Below are 19,287 nucleotides of genomic sequence, written 5' to 3'. Positions count from 1 at the left end.
TTGCTCGGATTAATGGTGCCGAAGGCCGGACTCGAACCGGCACGGCTTACGCCACCGCCCCCTCAAGACGGCGTGTCTACCAATTCCACCACTTCGGCATGTTAGTTATTATTTTCCGCTCTTACTGCTATCAACCGGTACTGGAATTTTATTTTCCGGCACACTGGTTTGATGAGGGATAACTTGTTGTTCCGCTTTTTTATACTGTGTTGACACTATGTATGACAATGACAAACTAGTGACAAAGAAAGTCAGAGCCAAACCACCGGTTAATTTGAACAGAAAAGTACCTGTCCCCTGGCTGCCGAACACAGTATTAGATGCCCCGGAACCAAATGCTGCACCGATATCGGCACCTTTCCCATGCTGAATCAAAACCAAGCCAATTAAGACCAGGGCGACCAGCATATGAACCATTAAAATTAATTGATACATTTCAAGATATCCACAAACTGTTGGGCATTAAGGGATGCTCCACCAACTAAACCACCATCAACATCCGGCATCGCAAACAGCGAGCGCGCATTCTTTTCATTCACACTACCACCATAAACGATGGTTAAATGTTTCGCATCATCAATATCAAACTCAGCGACCAAGGTCCTGATTGCAGAATGCACTTCTTGCACCTGCTCGGGGGAAGCTGTTTTCCCAGTTCCTATTGCCCATACCGGCTCATAAGCAACAACACACCCGTTAAAACATCGCTTGCCAACACTTGTCACTGCGAGTAATTGTTTGGCAAGAACTTCTTGCGTAAGCCCTTGCTCACGCTCTTTGATAGTCTCACCCACACAAAGAATCGGTATCATACCATGTTCTTTTACATGGTGGAATTTATCTGCAACAAATTTTTCATCTTCACTAAATAGGTGTCTACGCTCTGAATGCCCTACTAAAACATATTGGCAGGCATAATCGGTAAGCATAGGACCGGACAATTCTCCAGTAAACGCTCCGGCATCTTTTGGGTAAACATTCTGAGCGCCCCAACTGATGTTGCTGCTGTGCAGATAGTCTTTAACCAATGGCAAATAAATAGCGGGTGGCATAACAACACATTGAGCCCCTAATGCCTCTCCCTGGGTAAGTGCTAGTAATTGTTGCAATAGACGTTTTACCTGATCGCATCGACCATTCATTTTCCAATTGCCAGCTACAATTTTTTTCCTCATTTGCCCCCCAAATCACCGTGCGGAATATACAACAAAGTACTGTGAAATCCTAGCGTTAGATTTGCCTTTTATTAAACTGTGTTGATTCTTTAGTAATTACAGGCTGCTTGCCTCTTAAATCAGTTAAAATTTGCGCGGATTAATCAACTTGCCCACTCAAAGAGGTGTTCCAGCAATTTTTTGCTCAATATGCCTTATTTCAGCGCTCAATTGCTCGGCCTGCGATTTTACTTGATGACTATCAATACCTTCAACCATCACACGTAATAAGGGTTCAGTCCCTGAGGGACGTAATAAAACCCGCCCTTCACCCTGTAATTGGTTGCTTAAAGCAGCAACAATTTCTAAAACCCGGGGATCTTCAGCCAGTAACACTGCTTTTTCGGTTTTAATATTGACTAGTGATTGCGGAAATAATTGAACACCCTCTACTAACTGTTGTAGGGTTTTTTCCTGTTTTACCATACAAGCCAAGACTTGTAAGGCAGCAATGATACCATCACCTGTGGTTGTTTTATCGAGACAAACAATATGGCCCGAGGATTCGCCACCAATTTTCCATTCTTGTCTTTTCAGGGTTTCCAACACATAGCGATCGCCGACTTTTGTACGCAAAAAAGGTACGCCCATCGCTGTAATTGCCTTCTCTAAACCATAATTACTCATTAAGGTCCCAACAACACCACCTTGCAATGACCCTCTTTGAAACCGATCTTTAGCAATAACATAAATAACCTGATCACCATCCACTATATTGCCGACTGCATCAATCATAATCAGTCGATCGCCATCACCATCTAAAGCAATCCCAAGATCGGCACCTTTGGCCAAAACATGCCGTTTCAAAGCCTCTGGCTCTGTTGAACCACACTTCTGATTGATATTAAAGCCATCAGGCTTATCCCCGATAGTAATCACTTCCGCTCCAAGCTCACTGAATACATTGGGAGCAATGTGATAAGTCGCACCATTAGCGCAATCCACCACTATTTTAAGACCCGACAAGCGAGTCAATGAAGGGATAGTCGATTTACAAAATTCTATATAGCGGCCAGGCGCATCATTAATACGCATAGCTTTTCCTAATTTTGCTGAGGCAACCGTTTGTAATGGTTTTTCCATTTCAGCTTCAATTGCTAATTCCACCTCATCCGGTAATTTACTACCATCAGCAGAAAAGAATTTAATTCCATTATCTTCGAAGAGGTTATGTGAGGCACTTATTACGATTCCCGCATTAGCTCGCAGGGTTTGGGTAAGGTAAGCAACCGCTGGAGTTGGCATTGGCCCTAGCAAGCTAACATCAACACCTGCCGCTGAAAGCCCAGCCTCCAGTGCCGACTCAAGCATGTAGCCGGAGATACGCGTATCTTTCCCAATAATCACTTTTTTACGCTGCCCATTCGCAAGGACCCGCCCTACAGCCCATCCCAGCTTCAACATAAATTCTGGGTTAACATTGGATAAACCAACCTGTCCTCGAATCCCGTCTGTACCAAAATATTTTCGTTGATTCATCCGCATTTCCTCTTTCGTTATTCTTTATCAGCCTGATTAATAGCGTGCATTGTTAGTAGGGCTTGATAGGTTTCAGCAACATCATGGGTTCTAATAATGCCAACCCCCTGTAACATGGCAAAAAGAGCAATTGCCAAGCCACTGGCCAAACGTTGGTTAACTGGCTTGCCCGTCAAATAGCCGAGTGTACTTTTGCGCGATGCACCGAGCATCAAAGGCAAATTATGTTGCTTAAAAGCAGCAAGACGTTTAACCATGAATAGATTATGCTCCGGTGTCTTTCCAAAACCAAAGCCAGGATCAAGAATAAGGTGCTTCGTTTTGATTCCAGCCGCAAGACAACATTCTACACGTTGCTGAAAAAATAAGTTCACCTCATCGACGACATTCCCACTGTAATGGGGATTATTTTGCATACTGTCAGGCCTCCCCTGCATATGCATCAGGCATACGGGTACGCCTAAAGTAGCGGCTGTTTCCAATGACTCATTACCTGCTAAAGCACTGATATCGTTAATCATAGAAGCGCCCGCAGCAACTGCATGTGCCATAACGTCTGCTTTAGTAGTATCGATAGAGATACACACATCACTTTCTGCTCGCAACGCTTTGATTAAGGGAATCACTCTTGCCAATTCCTCGGCACTGCCAACAGGCGAAGCACCAGGTCTTGAAGACTCCCCCCCGATATCAATAATATCGGCACCTTCTGCAATCATTTGTTGCGCGCGGGCGACTGCTTTTTGCGGTGCATTATAGTATTGTCCGCCATCTGAAAAAGAATCAGGGGTAATATTCAAAACGCCCATAATCAAAGGTTTTCGCAACACCTCTCTGTTATTGGTAGATTGGTGAAATTCGCACCATTGTTCAAGCTGTTCTCTATTCACTATAATATTTCTCAAAAAAAAAATTCATCAAGCCCTTTACCAGCAGCTTGATGATAATAATGATTAAGATTGGATTTAGTGTTCCCCAGCCGGGTGATCCACTGGTTTGCCATTTACCGGTTTTGATGTGGGATCTTCGCCTTTTTTATCCTTCTGTGTAGCCTTGGTTGCTTCCCAATCATCTGGTGGAGAAGGCTCATGACCTGACATAATTTCCTGTATTTGCTTCGCATCAATAGTTTCATACTTAATCAAACCATCAGCCATCAAATGCAACTTATCCAGATTCGCATTAAGAATTTCTTTAGCCCGCTGATAATTCCTGTCTACAATCTGTCTGACTTCTTCATCAATCTGTTGCGCTGTTTTGTCAGAAATTTCCTTATGCTGACTAACACTTCTACCGAGAAATACTTCACCTTCCTCTTCGCCAAAGGTCAGCGGACCAAGCGTTGACAATCCCCAAGTTGTAACCATCTTACGAGCAATTTCAGTCGCACGCATAATGTCGTTTGATGCCCCTGTCGTTACGCTTTCAACACCAAAAATTATTTCCTCCGCGATACGACCACCAAACAAGCTGGATAACTGGCTTTCCAAACGCCGTTTACTATGGCTATAGCGATCCTGCTCGGGCAGAAACATAGTTACACCAAGTGCACGACCACGAGGAATAATGGTTACCTTATAAACAGGGTCATGTTCAGGAACCAACAAACCCACAATAGCATGACCCGCTTCATGGTAGGCTGTTAATTTTTTCTCGTTCTCATCCATGACCATTGAACGGCGTTCAGCACCCATCATGATCTTATCTTTTGCTTTATCAAGCTCAATCATGCCTACCTTGCGTTTATTAGCACGCGCAGCAAATAATGCAGCCTCATTTACCAAATTCGCTAAATCTGCGCCAGAAAAGCCTGGTGTACCTCGAGCAATAGGCATTATTTCAACTTGCTTATCGATAGGCACTTTTTGTAAATGCACTTTCAGAATCTGTTCACGTCCACGAATATCCGGTAAAGGAACAACAACTTGACGGTCAAAACGGCCAGGACGCAACAGAGCAGGGTCAAGGACATCAGGTCGGTTCGTCGCTGATACGACTATCACACCCTCATTGCCTTCAAAACCATCCATTTCTACCAGTAATTGGTTCAAGGTTTGCTCACGCTCATCGTGCCCTCCACCAAGGCCGGCTCCACGATGTCTACCCACCGCATCGATCTCATCAATAAAAATAATACAAGGCGCGTGTTTTTTTGCCTGTTCAAACATATCTCGGACACGTGAAGCACCGACACCCACAAACATCTCGACGAAGTCAGAACCAGAAATAGTGAAAAAAGGAACTTTTGCTTCGCCAGCTACTGCTTTCGCCAACAAAGTCTTCCCGGTACCAGGGGGACCAACCAATAAAACCCCGCGCGGGATACGGCCACCAAGGTTCTGAAATTTACTGGGATCACGCAGAAAATCGACAAGCTCTTTCACTTCTTCTTTAGCTTCATCAACGCCAGCTACATCAGCAAAAGTAACTTTAACCTGATCTTCACCCAACAGGCGGGCGCGTGAACGGCCAAAAGACATTGCTCCGCGGCCACCACCACCTTGCATTTGGCGCATAAAGAAAATCCAAACGCCAATTAAGAGGAGCATTGGGAACCAGTTGATAAATAAATGAAGCAAGAAACTTTCCTGTTGCTTTTCCTGACCACTAATATCAACCTTTGATTTTAGCAATTCACCCAGCAAGGCATCATCCTGCATAGGCATATAAGTCACAAAACGATGATTATTTTTGGTCACCCCTTTGATAATTTTATTATCCTCAATGGTGACGGAATTAACCGTGCCTTGCTCGACTTCCCTTAAAAACTGACTATAAGAAAGTTTCTCGGCGGAAGTATGGCGGGGGCCAAAATTACTGAACACGGAGACCAGCACAATTGCTATAATCAACCACAAAAATAAATTTTTTACCATGTCGTTCAAAGCATTAACCTCGATTGTGACGTATTTCTACGACGTTAGAACGATAAAGTTACTATAAATTATAGCCCTTCGCCAGCAAATAGGTTTCTCGTGAGCGGGCACGAGAAGCTGCAGGCTTACGAATGACCACTTTGTCAAATTGCCCGCGAGCTTGTTTTACGAGCTCGTCAAACCCTGTTCCGTGAAATATTTTCATGAGCAATGTACCTCCTGGTTTTAACATTTTATTGCCAAAATCGAAAGCTAGTTCTGCCAAATACATGGCACTGGGGATGTCCACTGCTGCCGAACCACTCATATTTGGGGCCATATCTGATAAAAGCAAGTCCACCCCACGCTCTGGGACTAAATCCATCAGCTGATGCAAAACAGCATCCTCACGAAAATCACCCTGAATAAAATCGACACCTGGCAATGCATCCATAGACAATAGATCCAATGCAATAATAGTACCATGTCCATCCAATTTTTCAGTCACATACTGTGTCCATCCACCCGGAGCCGCGCCTAAATCAACGACTGTCATACCGGGGCGCAACAATCGCTCCTTCTCATCGACTTCTTTTAATTTGTATACTGCACGGCTACGGTACCCTTCAGCCTGGGCTTTTTTGACATAAACATCATCAAAATGTTCTTGCAACCAGCGTTTACTACTTTTGGAACGAGGCATAACAATTTAATCACTAAAGGAATTAGTGCATGATACTGAAATTTGCTACCTTTTCCCAGCAAAACGTGCAATAATTTGTCATTTTAATAATCAGGATGGCCATTATGGACACTGCATTCAAACAATCTTTAAAAGCAAAGGCCCATCATTTAAGGCCAGTGGTTCTTTTAGGCGCTAAGGGACTTACACCAGCAGTCGTTGAGGAAACAAATATAGCATTGCTGGCCCATGAACTCATAAAAATTAAAATTGCCGGTGCTGAAAAAGAAGATCGACAAAAAATGGCAACTGAGCTTTGTACGCAGCTGCAGGCTGATTTAGTGCAATTAATTGGCAACACAGCCATCATTTACCGTCAAAACGAAGAATAACTTCACTCCATTTATCGTAGCCTGATAAGCAGCGTGGTAACCCGATATAAACGGGTTATCTGCTACGACAGTTTTTTTTAATTGATTATTTATCCCTTGTTGTTTTTAATTTAAACAGTACGCATTTTTTGGTTATGTCTTAGGGCTAGTGTTTCCACCATCCAGTTATTTGCAAAGCGAATCTGTTTTCTATCACCCCTTGCAAATGAGAATGATTATCATTTATATTGAATTCAATTCTCGTTGTATCGCCTAAGCAGGAGTGAAGCATGGCCTTGGCTCACAATAATTTTCAGGAATTAAGTCATCAATTACGCTTTCTTCTTTTTGAAGTAGGAATTGGTTTACCACAGCGTGCGATTGAGCATTATATCTCTCTTGCTCATCGTCAATGCTTGCAGCGTCTTCAGCAGACAGTAATGATGGAGGGTCTTATGGCAGAACCAGTCGTAAGCCATCATGTGCACGATTTTCTCACCCAATTACAAGCAAAACTTAAAACCAATCAACCAGCTTCTGCTTTTTTTCACTGGCAGCGTTTACGAGATGAACTGGATGAATCCATTGCTAACGATGCGATGGCGCAAGCTTATCATCAACACTGGCAAGCAGGATTAAAACAGCAAGCAAAAGGTTACGCTAGTTTCTGGATGTGGCTGAGCAATGAACAAAATTGCCAAGATACAATACAGCTGCTCGAACAATGGGGTTGCCTCGGCCATCCCAGCCAACCTCACTTTCGCGCCAAAATAGGATTCAGTCGTCGTGAGGTATTACAATACTCACCAGAATTTAATGCACAAATCAGCCTGCACTGGTGTGCTCTACGTAAACAACAAGCCCAACTCACCACCAATCAAATAAACTACTCTGAATTTATGGCCAACCAATTCCCCAAAGAATATAAACTGTGGCAAGAAAAGCTGCGTTTCAAGCAAGTCGACATCACAGAATACTACCCTATGCCGATGCATCCCTGGCAGTGGCGCAATCAAATACAAAACACCTTCTCTTCGCTAATTGACAAGAAGGCACTGATTTTAATACCCCATCATCAACTGGTAAAACCATCCATGTCTTTTCGATCAACGATGCCATTAAGGAATAACGCTTGCCATATAGAATTTGCTTCTACAGCGCACACCGATCTGGCATTATTATCAACATCAACAACTGACAGTTTCTCTTTCTCGGTATGGCTTAGCCAGTTACTCCACCAGAATCAGCATTATCAACAAAGTCTTTTCCTTGCCGAAGAGCTGGCGGGATTAAATATCCAGGAGAACCCCATTTCTACAACACAAGATAAACAATTTGTTTTAACCCTGCGTAAAAACCCCGGCAGTTTTCTGCAGCCGGGGCAAAAAATGGTTCCATTGGCGGCTCTTTTTACGCAATCCCCCCTCAGTAATCTTCCTCTACTGATTGAGATTATAAATAGTAGCGGTTTAAACCCCATTGATTATTTTAGATTGTACTGTCGCCAGGTTTTAACAGGTCAATTACATTTGCTACTTGATTACGGTGTAGCTATCGACTCGCATCAACAAAATACTCTTGTAATATTTGCTGACAACAAACCAGAAGCACTCGTCGTGCGGGAGCAAGCCAAAGGTCTTGTTTGTATCCATCCCTCTTATCAGCACGTCGTTAAACCCGTTTTTCACACTGGCTCGGTAATAACAAGCGATAATTTAGCCATACTCTGCCAACAATTTATTGAAGGTAATTTGCAAAATAATCTGGCTTATTGGCTGTCCCTGCTCAATCGTTATTTTTCTCTTAAGGCAGAAACGCTATGGCGGGTCGTTTATAATGAACTGCAAACTGCGTTAAAGAAACTCGCCCCTTCAATTGAATCAGGCATTTTCAAGCAGCAAAGCTACCGCTTATTAGCAGAACCCTGGCACTGGCAGTGCCAATTGAGCCTGTTTCTAAATAATCGCAGTGAGCGTCTGTCCAAACTCATTACCAACCCTTTACAGGCATTCTATAACTGATTGTTTTTAAACAAATAATTTAATTACAGCCTTTGTTGTTCAGCAAAATCAGGCCATCAAATAGACAGTACGCCCCTAAAACCTTGGCATCCAGTTTCGTAAATGAATGTCAACAGCGTGACAGTAGCGAGACTATTGTATACACTTTATAGCAAAATACCGTCACAGGCGCCAAGGCGCGTTGGCGTAACCCTTAATGCTGTCGGGACGGATGAAGGCATGTTAAATTTACCGTTTTACCCATGATACTAAAACACATACCGAATGCACTTACCCTATTTCGTCTGGTATTAATAGTGCCCTTTTTAATGCTTCTTTACCAACAGGAATATGTAAATGCTTTTTACGTATTTCTGCTAGCGGGCCTAACTGACGGCATTGATGGCTGGTTGGCAAGGCATTTTCACTGGCAAAGTTTTTTTGGTTCATTCATCGATCCTTTAGCAGACAAATTGCTCGTTGCATCGAGTTTTATTTCGCTAGCTCTTATCGGGGAATTGCCTTGGTGGCTGGTTATTCTGGTTTTTCTTCGTGATTTAACCATCTCTATTGGTGTTATAGCTTGGTATTGGCTCATTCAGCGTAAACTGGATTTTGAACCAACCTTGTTGAGCAAAATTAATACTACCCTTCAGATAACACTGGTCATTTCCTGTCTATTTGAATTGGCTTTTTTTGCTTTTTCACCTTATTTAATCAATGCACTCATTGTGCTCGCAGCGCTAACCACGGCCGCTACTTACATTGACTATGTGTTTACGTGGGGCAGAAGAGCGTGTTCAATCAATCATCTCGCCAAATGAATCGTCAACTGGCCCTGGCAATTCAACTGAATGATGAAGCAACCCTAACCGATTTTTGTTGGGGGTCTAATACGCTATTACAACAACAATTAGCAATGGCCCTGCAGGGGAAAGGGGAACGCTTATTCACCATTTGGGGCAATCCCGGTTGCGGTAAATCACATTTATTACAAGGCTGTTGCCAGGCAATGAGCACTCATGCAGCAGCAACCATTTATTTGCCTTTGAAAATTCTTAAAGAATGGGGACCAGAGAGTATTGAAGGAATAGCAGAGCAAGACTTGATTGCCATCGATGATATCGATGCAATTGCAAATGATACAGCCTGGGAAGAAGCGCTATTCCATCTCTATAATAAAGTTCGTGATAATGGAAAAACTATTCTGTTGATCACGAGTCAACACCCACCGTCTTCTTCACCCATCCATTTACCAGATCTTCGCTCTCGCCTTGCCTGGAGTTTGGTTGTACAACTTAATGAGTTAGAAGATGATTTAAAAATCAAAACACTACAACAACATGCAAGTAAACGCGGTTTTAAATTACCGATCAGTGTTGGGCAGTTTCTGCTTAATCGTTGCGCACGTAATATGCATGATTTACACGCTATACTTGACCAGCTCGATGAAGCGTCTCTAATAGCACAACGAAAAATTACTATCCCCTTTGTTAAGTCAATTTTGAGTATTTAACGTTAGCCACGCTGGTCTGTCTGGAGAACGTGTTTTATAGATACACTCCAGCGGAGGCGTCTACTTGAGCAGTTATTGACTGTGTGGAAGACATGCCAAGCAAATCGCCCGTTGATGCCACTCTTCTTATTCCCAATTTATTAGCAAGAAAACCATGGCGGCTACTACCTAAGACTATCTCGTCATTAATTGCAGGCAGTACTCTTGCTTGAGAGACAGGCTCTGAATCTTTGTGATGGACTACTTTCACTGGGTCTTTAAGCTTTTCTGTAGCAGCACCGAGCTCTCTTGTAAGACGGCTGCTTAAGTTCGTCAAATTTTTCTTTTCTTTTGCCACGCTTTTTTCCCCGCATAATTCATCAATTTTTTCTTGATCCAAGCCAACATAGCTCGCAATAAGGTTTTCGATACCCAGACGTTCGACATACCAATAAACACTAAACGCGGCTGCACCGGCCAAAAGACTCATAACAACAATAGGTAGGGAGCTGGCAACAACTGGTATGAAACAGAGTTCGGCAACTTTTAAAGCAACCGTTTGACCAGCAAAAAACCCCCCGCTAAAAAAGATAATTCCTGCTACAGCCGCCGTGATTGATTTTGCCGCTTGCAAAGCTGGGCGGCGACCTAACTGTTGCATCGTAGCGCGTGCGACGTCCAAATCATCCTGTTTTGCCTGTAACATCTTCACAAGCTCAAGATTTTCTCGCAGCGCCTCTACAGACATCACTTCTGCCGTGAGGTACTCGGCAAGAATGATCTCTCGAATCTTAGTGATTAATTTAACTTCCCTTAAGTAAATATCCAGGAGTTGCGGTGCGTTTTTATTCTTTATCCCCAGGTTTTTCGCAATTTCAACCAAATCAAAGGCACAAAATACAGTAATTGCAAGCAATGCAAAAACCACCCCCGTAGCCAAAATTACCGCAGGGGTGAGTGTAAATACTTCAAGCATCGCGGTAATACCATCAAAGCCTTCGCAACCGAAAAAAAATATTCCAGCAATTGCCAACAACCAATAGGTTCTCTTGGACCTATTATCGGGTTTCTTTTTATGTTGTTCTTGGGGCTTTAATAACGTGTTATGCAAATCATTTAATAATGAGGCAGATAATGACTCAAGCAGAAATTCATTTTTTTTATCGCCTTGTGGTCTTGTATTCAGCCATCGCACTAAATCCGCTTGCTCGATTATGCTGCTGTCTTGCGCTGCAATTAATGCCGGGGAAAGAGCTTGAGTCTCAGCTAATTTAACCATTAACTGCTTCGTTTTATCGCTTAGAGCTATTTTTCTCGCCACTTCATTACCTCAATTACATAAAATGGGGGATTTACTGCTTAGGAGCAAATCGGCAAACAATGATAGCACTATAGTAATGACGCTTTATTAATCAGAGCTTAAGGATTTGTAACAATAGTGCAAATAATGAAGGCTAAAACGAAAAGAACCGAAAATTCAGCCTTTCTGGTTAGCTTGCTATACTGTTAGAAAAGTTTACAGGCTACTTGAAGCTTGCGAGCCCGACATTTCATCATGAAAGGAACCTACATTATGGAAAAAAAAATTATTGCCGCCAAAAATGTCTTTGATTATGCCCATTATGGCTTCTCCAATTGTGTAGTTTATAATGGCATCGCCTATGTCACTGGACAAGCAGGCATCGATGAGCAAGGGCAATTAGTGGGCCCTGATATAAAACAGCAGGCTCTTAAAACCTTTGATAACATCCGCACATTGCTTCTTGCCGCTGGCTCTGATTTGACCAACATGCTTGCAATGACCTGTTTCATTGTGGATATTGAAAAAAATGGCCCTGATTTTTTTGCCACCCGTGCAAAAATAATGCCTGTCAATTCCTACACGAGTGCATCCATTGGGATTTCAAAACTTGCCATGCCTGGCTTACTGGTAGAGGTTCAATGTACAGCGGCAATAGGCTGAGCGGCAGAACAACACCAACTTAGCAACTAGCCTGGGTCAACGAAGTGAAACCCGGGTTACGGTCTTGCAGACCTTCTCCCAGGCTACTTATCTCTTTTTTAAATAATTTTGGATTAAATTAACTTGAGCTTCGGTAGAAAGAAGACCATCAATGAGTAAATTGGCACTCTTCTTTAACGCTTCATCAAAAAAAAGTTTCCTTGTGCCAGCAAGATAACATTCCAACTCAGCAAGCAAATCCTCTTTAGATGTATTCACTTCCTTAAAATCTCGAAGCAAACGGCGAGCTAGAGAGACATCTAAAGGGGTCACAATATGAAAACAACTATTAATGTAACCAGCCGTTTGTTGATGTAACCGCCCTAAAGGAGCATCAAAAATAATATAGTCTGTTGGTAGCAACTGTTTTTTTAGTACAGGGTGTTCTACGGGTTGATTCGCTTTAAGTTTATAAAGAACCTCAGCAAGTGCTGTGTAATCCCATTCCGCATAATTTTGGCCGCGCTCGTACCAGTCAAGATAATCGTCTGGACCACTTGCAAGCTCATCAAAGTCATCCCAGAAAAGACAGGTTGCATCCAAAGCTTTTGCTAATGCCTTCGTTAAAGTAGTCTTTCCAACACCAGAAGTACCACTAATTGCAAGGATTTTACTAGACATAGAAGTCAACAAATTAATAATTAAAATGGAATATTGATATAGGAAAATAACATTCTCCATCCTCCTAAGGCTGCCCCGATTTGATATAACGACTCAAAAAAGCTGCCCCCAACCACATTAGGCCCCCAATGCCCAGTGTTACTAAGCCTATATAAGCAAAAACCTTCGTATAAATCGCCAATGATTCCATTCCCGGTTTTACATTTGCTGGTAAAGCCGTTAAAGAAGCCACCGATGCCCCTACAAACCCTGCGATAGAAGAGGTTAAAAACCACATGCCCATTACAAAGCCGGTAATGTGGACAGGAACTAATTCAGCAACCATTGCTACACCTAAGGCGGACACAAACAATTCCCCGGTGCTCTGAAAAAAATAACTGGCTACCAACCACCAGGATGAGACCATACCACCGTTATCATGTAAATATCGGGCAAAATACAATAAGGTAAAACTTAAACCGCAACAAAGCATACCTACTGCAAATTTATAGGGAATGGAAAAAGCCAAACCTCTTTGTTGTAATTTATGATAGAGCATCGCCAATACAGGGCTCATTATTATAATCCAAATTGGATTTAGGGCTTGAAAACTCTGTGGATCAAGAGTTATACCTAACAAGATCGGCCTAACATTATTAACAGCAAATAAATTTAAGGAAGTGGGCATTTGCTGGTACAGAGTGAAAAAGACAATTGCCTCCAACATCAAGACCAAGGCCACCAGCATTCGAATGCACGCCCTTTTGTCTTCACGGCGCATATAGAGCAAATAAATAGCAACAACCACTGCTGTAATTAGCCATACCAAACTTTGGGCAAACAATACATGTTGCAATAAGTAAGCAGCTATAAGCGTGGCAAGTACTATTCCAAGTACCACAAAGCACCAGTACACAAATGGAATAGTTTTGTTATCCGCATTGGTATTGATATTAGCGACATGCTGGTGTTGAAACCAATAGTTAGCCAAACCCAAAACTAAACCTATAAAACTAATAAAATACGCATAGGCATAACCAAAACTGCTCGCTAAGGCAGGTCCGATAAATAACGCAAAGGTAGACCCTAAATTGATAGCCATGTAATAAAGAGTAAATCCCCCATGCAAGCGCGGATCATTTTTTTCATAGCATTTTGCCAACAGGCTGGAAGGATTCGCCTTAAATAAGCCATTACCCACACAAACAAGGCCCAAGGCTAAAAAGACCTGTTCTTTATTCACCAAAGCGAGCGCCAGATAACCCAGAGCAAGTGTTATTAGCCCTAATACAATAGTGCGTTTGGTACCTAATATTTTGTCTCCAAGATAACCACCTAAAGCAACCATCCCATAGACCAAGGCTGAGAAAGCCCCAAAGGTATAGTAGGCCTCGCTGTCGTTAAATCCCAGAAAACGAATGAAATACAACGTCAAAATACCTTGAACAGTATAAAAACCAAAACGCTCCCAGACCTCTAACATAAAAATCATGCGAAAAGCGGGCGGTTGTGTACGAAACAAGGCCAGCATTTTTCCTCTTTACCTGGGAAGTTAAAATCAAAACGCTATACCACTTTATCAACGAATGCAAACCGGTCACCGTTTACATTTCGCTAGCTTGAATAGTTATACGTTGATTTTTGAGCATCGCAGCGGAGTATACACGCGAGCAGGTGAGCCCCGAAGCACTGAAAATCAAGGCATAAGTGCCAGGATAGTAGAAAATGTAACCAGCCCCTCCTTCTTTTCTAATTTTTGACTGATAAGACTGTTCAGCACTCTTGCCAACCTCCCCGTGAGTCACTATATTTCTATAATCTATCAAAAAAATAAGTAGTTATGGCTAAAAAAGCCCTTTATTTAGCAGGTGGTGGTGCCCGTGGCGCCTATCAAGCTGGTGTACTAAAAGCCATCGGCCATATTTTACAAGTCAAAAAACTTCCTTTTGAAATGATTAGTGGTGTCAGCGTCGGTAGTATTAATGCTGCAATCTTAGCCGAGCAAGCCCACGATTTTCCTGCAGGACTTGAAAAACTGGAAGCTATTTGGAGCGATATTCACTGTCAAAAAATTTTTAATGCCAGTAATTATGAACTCGGCAAATCCGTGTTACGTAATCTGAGTCATTTAATCGTAAAACAACGCCAGTCGGGGCACCTTCTTGACACGACACCTTTGCGAGAGTTTATTACCAATAGTATTAATTTCGAACTTATAGAGACTAATATAAGCAGTGGCCAATTAGAGGCAATGGAAGTAATTAGTCATTGCTATGAAACCCAGCAAACTATTTCTTTCTATCAGCATGATCATCTTTCATTTGAGGATTGGCATTATCCCCGTCATATCAGTCAACGTGCGACACTGAGTATGGAGCATATTTTAGCCTCCAGCGCACTGCCCTTATTTTTTCCCACAGCAAAGATTGATGGTTTTCACTATGGCGATGGGAGTATAGGGTTAGTTTCCCCCTTACGCGGAGCAATCCGTTTTCAAGTTGAGCGTATTCTGATTTTAGGTACACGCCCATTGCCCGCATTTACTGATCCTCAATTATTACGCAATGGTGATATTGGTTTTGCCCGTGTTTTAGGTGGGATGTTAAATGGCTTATTTCTCGATAACCTTGATCGTGACATTGAAATGGTAAACCGAATGAATGATATCGCGCGTCTACTTTCGATGTGGAAAAAGCGCCATTCACCTTGGCGTCCCATAGAAACGCTTCATCTGAGACCAAGTGTTGATGTCGCAGCCATGGCACAAGCACAGTACCTTAACATGCCTGCTTTGCTTCGCTTTTTGCTGAATGTTCTCGGCGCCAAAGATCATTCCGGTGATTTACTCAGCTTTCTACTCTTTGAAAAAGAATTCACACGTGAATTAATCGAATTAGGGTATCAAGATACGCTTGCAACTGCGACTGACGTCATCAAGTTTTTTGCTTAGCTTTTAAAGCCGTGAACACAGGCCTTGTATCGGGCCTTATGCCATGCCAAATAAAAAACGACTCAGCAGCTTGCTCTACCAACATCCCCAAGCCATCCACTGCCTGTCGGCAACCCTGTGCACGTGCCCAAGCAACAAAGGCAGTCTCTCCTGTAGCACTATAAGCCAAATCATAACAACAGGTTGCTGCCTGAAATAGCGCGGGAGCTAAGGGTATCGCTTCCCCTGTTAAGCTAGCTGAAGTAGCATTAATCAGCACCTCATACTCCGCTTGAAGTTCAGTCAGGGGACAATAGCTTATCTCGGGAAAATCCGTCTGCAAGATCGTTGCTTTTTCCTCTGTTCTATTCGTTACTGTTAGCCGAGCGATGTTGGCCGCTAATAATGGAGCAATAATGCCACGCGCAGCCCCACCTGCGCCTATCAGGAGAATTTTCTTAGCATTTAAATCGAGATAACGACTTAAATCTTTTATCAAACCTGCACCATCAGTATTATCCGCATGCAGACGCTCCTCCTCCATCCATAAGGTATTAGCCGCTTTGGCTTGCTGACAACGGGGGGTGCTCAGGTCTGCCATAGCAAAGGCTTGTTGTTTAAAGGGTAAAGTAATATTTAATCCCAGCCCACCTTGAGCAAAAAAAAACGTTACCTGGGACTCAAAAGTGTCTTCCGCGACTAAAATTTTTTCATAGCTCAACTGCTTCCCGGTTTGTTCAGCAAAATACTGATGAATGAAGGGAGATAAACTATGGGCTACAGGATTCCCCATGACAGCACAACGGCTTGACATATCCCTTTCCTCTCTAGTTATTTATGGAAGAATTCCTAGTGTTTCGTCATGGAATTGACGAAACACTAAGCCTAACAATAGGCTAGCTTTCGTTAAGCCAAACTTTTCATAACAACTTCTCGAAGATCACGTGATAAATCCAGCTTAGCCAACTCTGTCAATTGTTGCTTAATCAAGGCTTGTCTTTTTTGATCAAAACGACGCCAGCGGGTAAAAGGCGTTGCCAACCGTGCGGTAATCTGTGGATTTATCTTATCCAATTTAGCAAGCATTTCACCCAAAAAAGCATAACCACTACCACTAATTGCATGAAAATGACGCGGATTAGCCTGGCAGAATGCGCCTAACACTGCCCGCACCTTGTTCGGATTCTTGATGTGGAAAGCAGGGTGTTGCAGCAAAGTTTTTACTCGTGCCAACGTATCGGGCAGTTCACTACTGGCCTGCAGGGCAAACCATTTATCAAGGACAAGCTCATCTTGAGACCATTGACGGTAAAAACTATCAATGGCTTGTTCACGAACAGTACCCTGCATACAGTTATTTAATAAGGCAAAACTAGCAATCTGATCAGTCATGGTGTGTGCTGTAACAAATTGCTGATGACAGCGCTCCAGGGTGTTTTTCTCGTCAGCTTTCATCATTAACCACAAACAAAGATTCCGTAGTTTTCTTTGTCCAAAAGCACGAGCATCCATAGCATGTTTCTCTTGTTGCCATAAGCTCTCATAGATTTCAGATGCTTGTTGTAAAAGATTTCTGCCCAATTCAGCGCGGAAGAAATCGCGTGCTTTCTCTACAGCATCAACATTAACCAAGGTTAAATCAGCAATAACCTCTTCAAAACTTGGCGGCATTAAAATTTCAGCACGCAACGCTAAATCCAATGATTCATCAACCAATACGTGGCGATAAGCCGCAATAAGCGGCACTGGAATTTCCCATGATTTTTCCGGGGTGTTGAGATAGCCATGGATACATTTCAGTGCTAAACACTGAGCGGCATCCCATTTTGCATAACCATCGGTTTCAAAACGCAGTAAAGCAAGCAGCTCTTCCTGGCTTATTTCGCGTTGTAATTTCACCGGCGCTGAAAAGTCGCGCAATAAGGAAATAATCGGTTTACAGGGCAAACCGTCAAAATGAAATATTTGCTGTGTTTCACGTAATTCCAAAACGTCTTCCTTTAAAGGGATACGTTGACCATTAAGATCGAAGAGTGCTATCCGCAAAGGAATATGAAAAGGCTTTTTATCCTGGCACTCCGGTGTTGGAAGGCACGATTGGCTAAGCGTCAAACTCAGGCGACCGTGACTATAATCACTCTTTAATTGCACTTCCGGTGTTCCAGCCTGGCTATACCAGCGTTTAAATTGGCTAAAATCAACACCATTGGCATCTTCCATGGCAGCAACGAAATCATCTATTGTGACTGCTTGCCCATCATGGCGTTGGAAGTATAAGTCCATTCCGCGGCGAAACCCTTCTTTACCTAGCAAGGTATGTTGCATGCGGATTACTTCAGCGCCTTTATTATAAATCGTTGCGGTATAGAAATTATTAATTTCTTGATAAGATTCCGGGCGAACCGGATGAGCCATCGAACCAGCATCCTCAGGGAACTGGGTATTGCGTAGCATTTTAACATCCATAATGCGATTAACGTCACGGGAGTTCATATCACGTGAAAACTCCTGATCACGAAAAACCGTCAATCCTTCTTTCAAACTTAACTGAAACCAGTCCCGACAGGTAACGCGGTTACCAGTCCAATTATGAAAATATTCATGTCCCACTACACCTTCAATATCGGCAAAATCCTGATCAGTTGCTGTATCAGGCCGAGCAAGAATGTATTTAGAATTAAAAATATTCAATCCTTTATTTTCCATTGCCCCCATATTGAAATCACTGACAGCAACGATCATGAAAATAGCGAGATCATATTCTCGACCATATACCTCCTCATCCCAACGCATTGCTTTCTTTAAAGAATGCATGGCATGTCCACATTTATCTTCATTCCCTGGTTCTACATAAATGCGTAAATCAATTTTTTTCCCTGAACTAGTCACAAACTCATCTTTGACACACGCCAAATTACCGGCAACCAAAGCAAATAAGTAAGAGGGCTTCTTGAAAGGATCCTGCCAAACAACCCAATGCCGGCCATTTTCTGAATCACCGGCATCAATCAAATTGCCATTAGAAAGTAAAACCGGGTATTTGGTTTTATCGGCACAAATACGAGTGGTATAGGCCGCCAACACATCCGGTCGATCAGGAAAAAAGGTGATGCGGCGAAATCCCTCCGCTTCACATTGAGTACAAAACAGTTGATTTGAGCGATAAAGACCTGACAACTTGCTATTATCCTGTGGGCGAATTCGAGTCACCACTTTTAAGGTGAATTCTGCCGGACATTGCTCAATTAACAAATCGCCATCTTGCAAACGGTAAGCAGCGTTGCCAAGAATTTCCCCATTCAGATGCAAGCTGATCAACTCAAGTTCATCACCGTACAAATGCAAAGCCCCTTCACCTTGCCGTTTTAGTTGCATTTGATTGGTGATCAACGCATGATCATCATGCAAATCAAATTCAAGAGCAACTGTATCTACCGTGAAGGCAGGGGCTTGATAATCTTTCAGATAAATAGTCGTGTCTGGCATGAACTTTGCTCCGGTATGGAAAGGGTAACAAACAAAAAAAATAATAGTTTGATTATGTGTAATTTTTTAATATTTTTATATAAAAAGACTCTATACTAAAGCTAGGGAGACAGTATCTCGCTTTTACAAGTCTAAGAGTTTATGAGCGAAATGCAAAATTATAAAGTAAGAAAG

General features: G+C 42.6%; 17 protein-coding genes and 1 tRNA gene. 6 read left to right on the top strand and 12 right to left on the bottom strand.

The features are described 5' to 3' along the window. Positions 1 to 13: 13 nt before the first annotated feature. The 7 genes from Lfee_RS09480 to rlmE form a co-directional block, all read right to left on the bottom strand. Positions 14 to 98: transfer RNA gene (locus Lfee_RS09480), tRNA-Leu, on the bottom strand. Positions 99 to 108: 10 nt separating this feature from the next. Further along, entirely contained in the window at positions 109 to 435 is a 327-nt protein-coding gene (gene secG, locus Lfee_RS09475) for a preprotein translocase subunit SecG (protein WP_058446140.1), read from the bottom strand. Then, entirely contained in the window at positions 423 to 1,175 is a 753-nt protein-coding gene (gene tpiA / locus Lfee_RS09470; RefSeq protein ID WP_058446138.1) for a triose-phosphate isomerase, read from the bottom strand. The genes secG and tpiA overlap by 13 nt, the downstream gene beginning before the upstream one ends. 156 nt (positions 1,176 to 1,331) lie before the next feature. Next, complete coding sequence (gene glmM / locus Lfee_RS09465; RefSeq protein ID WP_058446136.1) at positions 1,332 to 2,693, bottom strand: phosphoglucosamine mutase; 1,362 nt, start codon at positions 2,691 to 2,693, stop codon at positions 1,332 to 1,334. A 17-nt stretch (positions 2,694 to 2,710) separates the two neighbouring features. Further along, positions 2,711 to 3,583, bottom strand: a complete 873-nt coding sequence (gene folP / locus Lfee_RS09460) for a dihydropteroate synthase (RefSeq protein ID WP_058446134.1) — start codon at positions 3,581 to 3,583, stop codon at positions 2,711 to 2,713. 75 nt (positions 3,584 to 3,658) lie between these two features. Then, a complete protein-coding gene (gene ftsH, locus Lfee_RS09455; RefSeq protein WP_058446132.1) occupies positions 3,659 to 5,569 on the bottom strand; it encodes an ATP-dependent zinc metalloprotease FtsH in 1,911 nt (636 codons plus the stop codon). A gap of 61 nt (positions 5,570 to 5,630) precedes the next feature. After that, the gene (gene rlmE / locus Lfee_RS09450) at positions 5,631 to 6,251 is read right to left on the bottom strand and encodes a 23S rRNA (uridine(2552)-2'-O)-methyltransferase RlmE (protein ID WP_058446130.1); all 621 of its coding nucleotides are present in this window, start codon (positions 6,249 to 6,251) and stop codon (positions 5,631 to 5,633) included. 104 nt (positions 6,252 to 6,355) lie between these two features. Here rlmE and yhbY point away from each other — a divergent pair, with 104 nt between their 5' ends. The 4 genes from yhbY (at position 6,356) to hda (ending at position 10,117) form a co-directional block, all read left to right on the top strand. Further along, positions 6,356 to 6,622 (top strand): ribosome assembly RNA-binding protein YhbY, encoded by a 267-nt coding sequence (gene yhbY, locus Lfee_RS09445; protein WP_058446128.1) that lies wholly within the window; start codon positions 6,356 to 6,358, stop codon positions 6,620 to 6,622. Positions 6,623 to 6,891: 269 nt separating this feature from the next. Further along, a complete protein-coding gene (locus Lfee_RS09440; RefSeq protein WP_058446125.1) occupies positions 6,892 to 8,622 on the top strand; it encodes an IucA/IucC family protein in 1,731 nt (576 codons plus the stop codon). Between the two features lie 242 nt (positions 8,623 to 8,864). After that, positions 8,865 to 9,425: a CDP-alcohol phosphatidyltransferase family protein gene (locus tag Lfee_RS09435; protein WP_058446123.1), complete on the top strand. Its 561-nt coding sequence runs from the start codon at positions 8,865 to 8,867 to the stop codon at positions 9,423 to 9,425. Next, entirely contained in the window at positions 9,422 to 10,117 is a 696-nt protein-coding gene (gene hda, locus Lfee_RS09430; protein ID WP_058446121.1) for a DnaA regulatory inactivator Hda, read from the top strand. Before Lfee_RS09435 ends, hda begins: the two co-directional genes overlap by 4 nt. 34 nt (positions 10,118 to 10,151) lie before the next feature. Here the strand turns inward: hda and Lfee_RS09425 are convergent, their stop codons facing one another. Next, positions 10,152 to 11,417 carry a hypothetical protein gene (locus tag Lfee_RS09425; RefSeq protein WP_131753147.1) on the bottom strand — a complete coding sequence of 422 codons (1,266 nt, stop codon included), beginning with the start codon at positions 11,415 to 11,417 and terminating at the stop codon, positions 10,152 to 10,154. Positions 11,418 to 11,669: 252 nt separating this feature from the next. Between Lfee_RS09425 and Lfee_RS09420 the strand changes: the two genes are divergently transcribed. Continuing rightward, on the top strand, positions 11,670 to 12,059 hold the full coding sequence (locus tag Lfee_RS09420; RefSeq protein ID WP_058446117.1) for a Rid family hydrolase: 390 nt from the start codon (positions 11,670 to 11,672) through the stop codon (positions 12,057 to 12,059). An 87-nt stretch (positions 12,060 to 12,146) separates the two neighbouring features. Here Lfee_RS09420 and Lfee_RS09415 read toward each other — a convergent pair whose 3' ends face one another. Next, positions 12,147 to 12,719 carry an AAA family ATPase gene (locus tag Lfee_RS09415; RefSeq protein WP_058446323.1) on the bottom strand — a complete coding sequence of 191 codons (573 nt, stop codon included), beginning with the start codon at positions 12,717 to 12,719 and terminating at the stop codon, positions 12,147 to 12,149. Positions 12,720 to 12,783: 64 nt separating this feature from the next. Continuing rightward, the gene (locus tag Lfee_RS09410) at positions 12,784 to 14,229 is read right to left on the bottom strand and encodes an oligopeptide:H+ symporter (protein ID WP_058446115.1); all 1,446 of its coding nucleotides are present in this window, start codon (positions 14,227 to 14,229) and stop codon (positions 12,784 to 12,786) included. A gap of 309 nt (positions 14,230 to 14,538) precedes the next feature. Here Lfee_RS09410 and Lfee_RS09400 point away from each other — a divergent pair, with 309 nt between their 5' ends. Then, positions 14,539 to 15,648 (top strand): patatin-like phospholipase family protein, encoded by a 1,110-nt coding sequence (locus Lfee_RS09400; protein WP_058446111.1) that lies wholly within the window; start codon positions 14,539 to 14,541, stop codon positions 15,646 to 15,648. On the opposite strand, the gene aroE is transcribed toward Lfee_RS09400, so the two are convergent. After that, positions 15,632 to 16,441, bottom strand: a complete 810-nt coding sequence (gene aroE / locus Lfee_RS09395) for a shikimate dehydrogenase (protein WP_058446109.1) — start codon at positions 16,439 to 16,441, stop codon at positions 15,632 to 15,634. The two genes, Lfee_RS09400 and aroE, sit on opposite strands and share 17 nt — an antisense overlap. A gap of 92 nt (positions 16,442 to 16,533) precedes the next feature. Further along, on the bottom strand, positions 16,534 to 19,113 hold the full coding sequence (pepN, locus tag Lfee_RS09390) for an aminopeptidase N (protein WP_058446107.1): 2,580 nt from the start codon (positions 19,111 to 19,113) through the stop codon (positions 16,534 to 16,536). Between the last annotated feature and the right edge of the window lie 174 nt (positions 19,114 to 19,287).

It is taken from the genome of Legionella feeleii (genome assembly GCF_001467625.1).
Lineage (GTDB): Bacteria > Pseudomonadota > Gammaproteobacteria > Legionellales > Legionellaceae > Tatlockia > Tatlockia feeleii.
Note: the sequence above shows the minus strand (reverse complement) of the source record. Positions and strands in the feature narration are given on the sequence as shown.